This window comes from Caballeronia sp. LZ029, from assembly GCF_031451275.1.
Taxonomy (GTDB): domain Bacteria; phylum Pseudomonadota; class Gammaproteobacteria; order Burkholderiales; family Burkholderiaceae; genus Caballeronia; species Caballeronia jiangsuensis.
This window is the reverse complement of sequence record NZ_JARUXO010000104.1, coordinates 18,642-27,350: the sequence shown is the minus strand read 5'-3', so window position 1 is coordinate 27,350 and position 8,709 is coordinate 18,642. Positions and strand designations below refer to the sequence as shown.

Sequence of the window (8,709 nt, the reverse complement as noted above, 5' to 3'; positions counted from 1 at the left end):
CGTCCATCATCTCTACACCCGGCATCTGCCGAAACGCCGCGCCGGCGCCCAGGACGCCCCCGGAGGAGCTCACCCGATCCCGAAAACGGCTGATCACCAGGCAGATACAGGGTGGGGAATTTTACTCCGACAGTTTTGGGGAAACTAAGTCCGACGTTGACAACCCGCGCCGATGCCTGCGCGCGAGCCAGTATCCGAATTTCAGAATACAACCCGGTCCAGCTTGCGAAACATGGTGGCCGTAAAGTCGGTGTATTGGTAGAAGGCGGCCCAACCGGCAAGCTGCCGGTTCAGGCTTTCCATCAGGTCCATCCGGTTCATGCTGTAGTTGCCCGACAGCTGCTTGACCAGCCGCCCGGCAACGCCCCGATACTTCTTCCACGGAATGGTTGTCACAGGTCGCATGCGACCGCGTGCCCCACGCTTGCGGATGATGCGGTGACCAAGGAAGACAAAGCCGTCGTTCACGTGCGTAATATGAGTCTTTTCCATATTTAGTGTGAGCTTTAGTTCGCCTTCGAGGAACCCGCGACATGCATCACGCACTGTCTCAGCATGTTCACGCGTGCCTTTGACCACGATCACAAAATCATCTGCATACCGACAGTAGGAAATAGCTGGTTTCCACTGCCGGTTTTCTCGAACAGCAATCGGACGCTGCGTGAGAATTGCGAAGTTCCACGCCCATCGATCCTTCCGCACTTTCTTGCTCAGGTAGTTCTTTTCCATCCACACATCGAATTCGTGCAGCATGATGTTGGATAACAAGGGTGAGATGACGCCCCTTTGAGGAACGCCTTCGCTCGATGCACGAAACAGATCACGGCCCACGCAACCCGCCTTGATGAACTTCCAGAGCAGGGCAAGGAAGCGCTGATCGGCGATCCGCTTGCGGATTCCCTTCAGAAGCAGACGACGATGAACGGTATCGAAGTAGCTGGCGAGGTCACCCTCGATGACCCAGCGTCCGGCGACACTGTTTCCACCGCCGTCCTGCAACTGAAGCATCACCGCGCGGATCGCGTGGTGATGCTACGGGCGGGCCTGAAGCCATATGAAGCCGAATGGAAGTCACTCTCCCAGATAGGCTCCATTACCATCAGCATCGCCCTTTGCACAATCCGATCCCGCAGACGAGGGATGCCGAGAGAGGTGGCCTCATTCGTTCGGACAGGATCCACCAGTTTTTGAGTGGAATCGCTGAGGCAATCAAGCTGCCGATTTTATCGCTGGCAGCGTGGCGAAGTATGCTTCATCCGGTGCCTGATCGGCCAGCCTGGAATGAGGCCGATTCTGGTTATACCAGCTCAGGTAGTTGCCGATTGAGCGGCGGGCGTGGCTGACCGAGTCGTAGGCTTTCAGATAGACCTCTTCATATTTGACGCTGCGCCACACCCGTTCAACGAACACGTTGTCACGCCAGGCGCCTTGTCCATCCATGGACAGAAGAACGCTCCGGCTGAGCACCGCGTCGGTGAATTCGGTCGCGGTGAACTGGCTGCCTTGATCCGTGTTGACGATCTCAGGCAGGCCGTATTTCGCAAACGCTTCCTCCAGCACCTCGACAGCATGGCAGCTCTCCAGCGTGATCGCCACCCGGTGTGCCAGCACCCGACGACTCGCCCAGTCCACGACAGCCGTCAGATATACGAAGCCGCGCGCCATCGCGATATAGCTCGTATCGAGCGCCCAGACCTGATTGGCCCGGTCGATTTTCCGGTTGCGAAGCAGGTACGGCCAGATCCTGTGGGCTGCATGCTTGCGGCTCGTGTTTGGCTTGCGATACAGCGCTTCGACACCCATGCGCTTCATCAAGGTGCTGACGTGTCTGCGTCCGCCCTTGATACCTTCGCGACGCAGCAGCCGTGCCAGCATTCGCGCCCCCGCAAATGGATGCTCGAGGTGGAGCTCGTCAATCCGGCGCATCAATTTCAGATCCGCTTCGCTGACCCCGCGCGATTGGTAATAGGCGCTCGACCGGCTGATGCCTACCAGCCGCGCCTGCTGTGTCACCGGCAGGGCGTGATCACGATCGATCATCGCCTTACGCTCAGCAGTCCCGCCTTGCTGAGCGCGCTTTCTAAAAAATCGTTCTCCAGCGTCAACTGCCCGATCTTCGCGTGCAGTACCTTCACGTCGACTGGCGGTGCCGCTGGCGCCGAGTTGCCCGCGTCGAACACATCGGCAACCCGCTCCTGCAGTTGCTTCTTCCAGTCCGTAATCTGGTTCGGATGGACATCAAACTGCTGGGCCAGCTCTGCCAGCGTCGTGTCGCCCTTGAGCGCTGCCAGGGCCACCTTTGCCTTGAACGCTGGCGAGTGGGTCCGTCGGTTTCGTTTCGTCATCTTCTGGTTCCTTGTTGCCGGCCATTATGGCCGACTCACGCCCCCAGCTTTTCCACTCAACGAACTGTCCGAATTCCCGAAGCCACCTTTCTCTCAGCATTGCCGCAAACGTTCGGCTCTGGACACGGGCGCAAACCACAATTTGCTCGAAGGCGATTGCAGGGCGCCAAAACCCTTCTGTATTACGGATGCCGTGGGGTGAGACAACGCATTCAACGACATTCGACCTCCATGTTCATCAGCGAGCCTCGTAATGGCAAAACTACCGTCAATTAGCGTTTGTCCTAGACGTGATTTTTGACGCGCGCTTGCTATGGGGGAATTGCCCGCCATATACCTGACTATACAAGCTATTGATTTGTGTTGATATCGGTGTGTATTGGTTGATTTTTCGGGTGGCTGAGCTCTTTCCAATCGCAGCCGGGCAATTCGGATGGCGTTCGTATGGAGAAAGTGCCTTAAAATACGTGCTCGGTGGTCCTTGTGAGTGCGTTTGTCGTGGTGGGCCGCGCGGCGAGCTAACCAGCGACCGGCGTTCTTTAACAATCTGGAGTCTAGAGACATGCGGCTCGTGTGGTTTCCTGCCGCCCGGAGGAAAAGTCGTTTTTTGACAAACTTGCGGAAGTTGCCAATAAGGCAAGTGTATAGCCCAAGGTGTAAAATGAAGGCAGGCGACTTGACCGATTCAAATGGGTTCTTGTCCGGTTTGACCAAGTCGGTCATAGGCTGACATCGCGGGGGGCCACTGTGCTCGATGAATTGCATGACTTGCAGGTTGGGGTGAAGTTGAAGCACGCCCGACGCGTGAAAGGGATGCGGCTAAAGGAGCTGGCCGACATGGTCGGCTGCTCAGAGGGATTTCTGTCAAAGGTCGAAAACGACAAGGTTCGTCCCTCGCTTCAAATGCTCCATAGCATCGTATCTATACTCGACACGTCTATCGGCGAGCTCTTCTCAGCGCAGGCGGACGACAAGCATCGAATCATGCGCGTGGCGGACCGACCGACCATTGGGACCGCTGGGCTGCGCAGCGGCCCGGGCATCACGCTCGAAAGTCTCGTGCCCGCAGCTACGATGAGCCTGCTATTCGGCTCAATCCATGTAGTCGAGCCAGGAGGGAGCAGCGACGGCAAGATTGAGCACAAGGGTGAAGAGATTGGCTACATACTTCAAGGCGACTTGGAGTTGACCATCGAGGACACGACCTACTTTCTGCATCCCGGTGATTCGTTCTTCTTCCAAAGCCACCTCCCGCATGGGTACCGAAATCCAGGCAAGGTAACTACGAAAGTCGTTTGGATAAACACTCCTCCAACCTTCTAAGCTTAAGAGGTGCCGGAAAACTGGATGCTTTCCTAGTGCTTTCCCTATTGGAAAGTAACTTGACCAACTTTTTGGCTGAATCTATCCTTGGTTCAACGATAACCAACGGAGCAGCCAATGTCGCGCACGTTTAAACATTCTTTTGACCTCGACTACCCCGCCGAGCAAGTCTGGCGGGTCGCTGGGTCGTTCGGCACGCTCGAAGCCATCAGTTCGGGCACCGACACGTGCACTCTTCATGACGGTGGCCGCGTTCGCCAGTTGACTGCCGGGAGCGCCATCCTCTGGGAGCGCCTCCTTTCCTTCTCCGAGTCAGACCGAACCCTTAGCTACAAGATTTTCGACACGAAATCGCTGTCGGGTCCATATGGCGTAGGGTACGTGGGAACTTTGTCGGTTGAGCCGACTGGCGCCCGCACATGCAAATTCGTGTACCAAGGTACGTTTGAAGTGCAGCCAGGATTCACTGACGACCAAGCCTCTGATGCTGTGCGCGCTTTTGGGGAAGACTGCGTGAGAGGCATCGGACGGTTCCTTGCCAACCAGAGCCAAGCGGCCAGCATTTAACGCGCTCCGACGGGGCGGAGAACTCCAACTCGGTGCGCTGAAGCGCTCAGATGCACCGGGTCGTTGCAATAGCAGTCAAGCTTCTTGCCTGAATTAGACAAAATCTCAACTGGCATGAAGTTCGCTTTAAGAGTTGCCCGACATGAAACTATCTGTCCTCGTAAGAAAGTAACTTGACTGCATAGCAGACCCTTTTGCTTACAGCTCAAATCCGCGCTCCCTCAGGCGGGGGGACACCATTTTCTTAATTTTCAAGATGGTAGTGGAGGAAGTGCAAGATGAGTGAGCGAAGCGTCAGCCAATTTTCGGCAAGTGAAGCACACCCCGAGGACAGTCTATCGGTTGAGCAGCATGGAGTTGATGTCATACCGGCCAACGAACGAACGTCGACTCTGAAGGACCTGTTTTTCGTGTTCGTCGGGTCCCAGATGTGTTTCGGCATTATCGTCATCGGCTCGCTCCCAGTCACGTTCGGGTTGAGCTTCTGGAATTCAGTCACATCCATCACCGCGGGTCTGCTCGTCGGTTCGATGCTTTTTGCGCTGCTCGCACCATTCGGCGCGCGCACTGGTTGTAGCGGCTCCATCGCGAGCGGAGCACATTTCGGTGTTCGTGGCCGGGTCATAGGCACCGCAATCGCAATCTTCACAGGACTTGGCTTTACGGCGCTAACAGTCTGGACAGGAGGCGAGGCAATCGCCACGGCCGCAGCACGGCTCTGGGGTTGGCCAATTACGCCGAACCTGCTTGCAGTCGGAGCGGCAATCATCGGCGCCCTCGTGATTCTCGTCGCCCTCATTGGTCACAGCATCATCGTCGCAACTGAACGACTGGTTAGCTACGGTGTCGCGGCCGCCCTTGTCGTAGTGGGAATCTCGCTGTTTTCTGGTTTTCATCCGTCGTACGCAGGTGGAACGCCACTGTTAGGGAGCGTGGGTTCGACTTGGTTCCTGTCTATGGCCATTGCAGCTGCCTTGCCGGTGTCGTATGGCATCTTCCTTAACGACTACACGCGATACATCCCGGAGGACATCAGTTCTCAGAAGCTGATGTTCGCGGCCGGAAGTGGAATGTTCGTTGGCTGCTGGATTGCGCTGGTGTTCGCAGCGGCCGTCACGACCATGTTCAAGGCCGTTGATACACCCTTTGTTGGCGGCTTGGTCAGCATGGTCGCGTGGTGGGGCGTCGCGTTGCTCGCACTCGTCGGCATCATCGGGAGCCAGCCACAGGGCAGTCTCTGTATCTACGGCGCTGGCCTAGGGCTTCAAACATTGTTTCCGCGACTTGGCCGTATCGGCGCGACAGTCGTTCTCAGTGCCGTGGCAATGGCGCTGGTTTTCGCCGGCATCTACGGCGTCAACATGGCCAACATGATTATCGCGTTCCTGGCACTCGACCAATGTGCCTTGGCGCCGTGGCTCGTTATCAACTTGGTGGGCTACCGATTTGTCGCGAAAGGCCGCTACCAGTCGGCCGAGTTGTTCCGCTTTGGCGAGCGGGCTGGTGGCCAATACTGGTTTTCGAGTGGTTGGAACGTGAATGGGCTTATCGCGTGGGCGATTGGGCTGATAGTTGGGCTTATGTTCGTTCACACGGACTTCTTCGCCGGCCCGTTGTCGAACCTCGTGGGCGGCGTGAGTCTCGAATGGGTCTTCGCTGGCGCAGTTGGCGGGCTGGTTTTCTACGTTCTCGAAAAGCGCAACGGGCGCATCGCGTAGCGGCGAGGGCCATGCTCGACCGCTGAAACAAACTTGCTTAAAAGTCAATTTTTGCAAGCCCGGAGGGCTGCCGAGCGTGCAGCCATCTCATGACCAGAATCAGAAATCAACGTTTTGCTCTCGTACGTATCGGGTTAACGAGGGTTGGTAGAACGCCTGACGGGCGTACACTTTAGGAAAGTGACTTAACTAAAATGCAACAACGGCAAGGCGGACACAGCAACCCAACTCCGATAGCTGGCGCGAACGGCGCCTCAATCCAACTTGAAAGGCAAGGAGCGTAACCCCATGGAATTGAAGAACTCTGATTGGTACGAGATTGCGCGGGACACGAACTGGACTCCGAAGTACGTGACCGAGGACGAGCTGTTCCCGCCGCAGTTTAGCGACCCCTACGGCATTCCCGTTTCCGCGTGGGAGACGTTCGACGAGCCGTACAAGGTCACCTATCGCGAGTACGTGAAGACGCAGCGGGAGAAGGACGTCGGCGCATACTCGGTCAAGGCGGCCCTCTCGCGCGTCGACTTCTACAAGAAGTCGGACCCGGGCTGGAAGGCTCTGCTGCAAATGCATTTCGGAACCATTCCGTTTGTCGAGTACGGCTCGGTTTCGGCCTTCGCCCGCATCACGCGATTCGGTAAGGGCCCCGGCATGCGCAATATGGCGAACTTCGGCACGCTCGACGAGATTCGCCATACGCAGATTCAGATGTTCTTCGGTTACGAGTTCCTGAGCGTCGACCGCGCGTTCGACTGGGCTCAGAAAGCCCCGAATAGCGACAACTGGGTCGTCATGAGCGAACGTCACTGCTTCGACGACGTTGAGCATACGCGTGACGCAGTGTCTGCGGCCATCATGACCAATTTCTCGTTCGAGCAGGGCTTCACGAACCTTCAGTTCGTGGCTCTCTCGGCCGATGCGCGTCGCTATGGTGACTTCAGTTTCGCGACGATGCTCCAGACCGTTCAGTCCGATGAAGCACGCCACTCGCAAATTGGCGAGCCACTGATTCAAATCATGGTTGAGAACGGCAAGAAGGCTGAGGCGCAGAAGCTGATTGACATCTCGTTCTGGCGCGTGTGGAAGCAATTCTCGGCGCTGAGCGGCATCGCGTTCGACTACTACACGCCGCTCGACAAGCGTGAGTTCTCGCTCAAAGAGTTCGTGCACGAGTTCGTAACGACGCAGTTCCTACGCAACCTGGAAGCGCTCGGCCTCGAGAAGCCCTGGTACTGGGACCAGTACTTCCTCCCGGACGTCGACACGTACCATCACGCTCAGCAAATTGGCATTTACATGTATCGCGACACCGAGTGGTGGGACCCGATTGCAGGCGTCTCGCCGGAAGAGCGTGAGTGGCTGGAAACGAAGTATCCGGGATGGAACGACACGTTCGGTCAGGTGTGGGACGTCATTACGGACAACCTCAAAAACGGACGCATGGACCGTCTCACGCCGAAGCCTCTGCCGATGATGTGCGCGATGACCGGCTTCGAACTTACCGGCATCCCGGGCAAGAAGTGGAATGTAAAGGAATGCACGCTCGACCTCGAAGGCCATCGCTATCACTTTGGCTCGCCGGTCGACAAGTGGATTTTCGAGCAAGAGCCGAGCCGCTACAAGGGCTACAAAGGCTTCATCGACCGCGTCGTCGCCGGCATGATGCCGCCGGGACCGGACGGTGTTTTCGAATACATGAGCATGTCGCCGGAAGAACGTGGAACCTGCGGCGAGAACTTCAAATGGGCAAACGCTATTAAGCGCGCGGCCTGATTTTGACAAGGACGGAGTTAGATATGTCGAATTTCGCGCTGGTCTGCAACTACGAAGGCGACTACGGGATGAAGGTCATCATGTTGGACGACGACTACTCGATGGAAGACGTCGCGCGTATCGCGAAGGAAAACATCGCCGGCGTCTTCGTTCCAGAGCCGCTGCCAGGTACGAAACTGCGTGTCCGCCGACACGGCGAAGAAGAGTTCTTGCCCGAATCGATGACTATCTCGGCGGCCGGCTTCATCCAGGCTGAGACGGTTGACATTGTGCACGTGAAGAGCTGATTGGCTCCAAGCGCAACATAGGGAGCTACAAAAATGCTGCAACGTATCTGCACAACTGAAGATGTCTGGGAAGGCGAGTTCCAAGAGTTCGCGGTAAAGGACATTGATGTCATCGTGGTCCATGTCGAGGGCGGTGGATTCCGTGCTTTTGAATCCAAGTGCCCTCATCAAGACCAGAGTCTCGGAGAAGCTACGCTCGAAGGTAATGTGTTGACTTGTCCGGCGCACCTGTGGCAGTTCGATGTGACCACGGGTCAGGGCGTGAATCCCGCTGGTTGCAAGCTTCGTGGTTTCGCGTGCTCCGTTGAGGGCGACGAAGTCATGGTCGATGTCGAACAATCTTTGGAAGTTTCCGGCACCTGACTGGGCTCGAAACGGAGGAAAACATGAGTGACCACCACAATGCCGATTTCGTAGGGCCAATCATTGGTCTTGGCGAAATCGCAGATGCTGCAGCTGAAGCTGTCTACATCGACAACCCGGGGCGAGAAGTTCGCATCGAAAAAAATTCGGGTTATGTACGAGTGGAAGCGCGCGGCGAGTGCACGTTGACTGTCCAGACGATGTCCGAGGTACTCGGCCGCGACTTCCGCTTGGGCGACCTTGAGCGTTCGATGCCCGGATTCGCGGGCTTTATCCGAACCTCCGACGACGCAATCAGCTTCTTGGCACATTCGAGAAAGAAGGGGCAGTGAC

8 protein-coding genes and 1 pseudogene are annotated in these 8,709 nt (G+C 56.7%); 7 read left to right on the top strand and 2 right to left on the bottom strand.

Annotated elements, in window-relative coordinates; all coding sequences use genetic code 11:
- Positions 1–154: 154 nt before the first annotated feature.
- Both QCE73_RS38525 and QCE73_RS38520 read right to left on the bottom strand, forming a co-directional pair.
- A pseudogene (locus QCE73_RS38525) lies at positions 155–1,175 on the bottom strand (reverse transcriptase domain-containing protein); the annotation flags it as partial.
- A 34-nt stretch (positions 1,176–1,209) separates the two neighbouring features.
- A protein-coding gene (locus QCE73_RS38520; RefSeq protein ID WP_404989881.1) for an IS3 family transposase occupies positions 1,210–2,345 on the bottom strand; the annotation gives its coding sequence in 2 pieces (ribosomal slippage) (positions 1,210–2,081 and positions 2,081–2,345; 1,137 coding nt in all).
- A 747-nt stretch (positions 2,346–3,092) separates the two neighbouring features.
- On the opposite strand from QCE73_RS38520, the gene QCE73_RS38515 reads away from it, so the two are divergent.
- The 7 genes from QCE73_RS38515 (at position 3,093) to QCE73_RS38485 (ending at position 8,708) form a co-directional block, all read left to right on the top strand.
- Positions 3,093–3,668, top strand: coding sequence for a cupin domain-containing protein (locus tag QCE73_RS38515; protein ID WP_309886013.1), 576 nt, complete (start codon positions 3,093–3,095; stop codon positions 3,666–3,668).
- Between the two features lie 117 nt (positions 3,669–3,785).
- Positions 3,786–4,235, top strand: a complete 450-nt coding sequence (locus QCE73_RS38510; RefSeq protein WP_309886011.1) for an SRPBCC family protein — start codon at positions 3,786–3,788, stop codon at positions 4,233–4,235.
- 278 nt (positions 4,236–4,513) lie between these two features.
- Positions 4,514–5,953: a cytosine permease gene (locus QCE73_RS38505; RefSeq protein ID WP_233391279.1), complete on the top strand. Its 1,440-nt coding sequence runs from the start codon at positions 4,514–4,516 to the stop codon at positions 5,951–5,953.
- A 288-nt stretch (positions 5,954–6,241) separates the two neighbouring features.
- Entirely contained in the window at positions 6,242–7,726 is a 1,485-nt protein-coding gene (locus QCE73_RS38500) for a toluene monooxygenase (protein WP_309886010.1), read from the top strand.
- A gap of 23 nt (positions 7,727–7,749) precedes the next feature.
- Positions 7,750–8,013, top strand: coding sequence for a toluene-4-monooxygenase system B family protein (locus tag QCE73_RS38495; RefSeq protein ID WP_309886009.1), 264 nt, complete (start codon positions 7,750–7,752; stop codon positions 8,011–8,013).
- Between the two features lie 33 nt (positions 8,014–8,046).
- Positions 8,047–8,376: a Rieske 2Fe-2S domain-containing protein gene (locus QCE73_RS38490; RefSeq protein ID WP_309886008.1), complete on the top strand. Its 330-nt coding sequence runs from the start codon at positions 8,047–8,049 to the stop codon at positions 8,374–8,376.
- 23 nt (positions 8,377–8,399) lie between these two features.
- The gene (locus tag QCE73_RS38485) at positions 8,400–8,708 is read left to right on the top strand and encodes an MmoB/DmpM family protein (protein WP_233391286.1); all 309 of its coding nucleotides are present in this window, start codon (positions 8,400–8,402) and stop codon (positions 8,706–8,708) included.
- The last annotated feature ends 1 nt before the right edge of the window (position 8,709 follow it).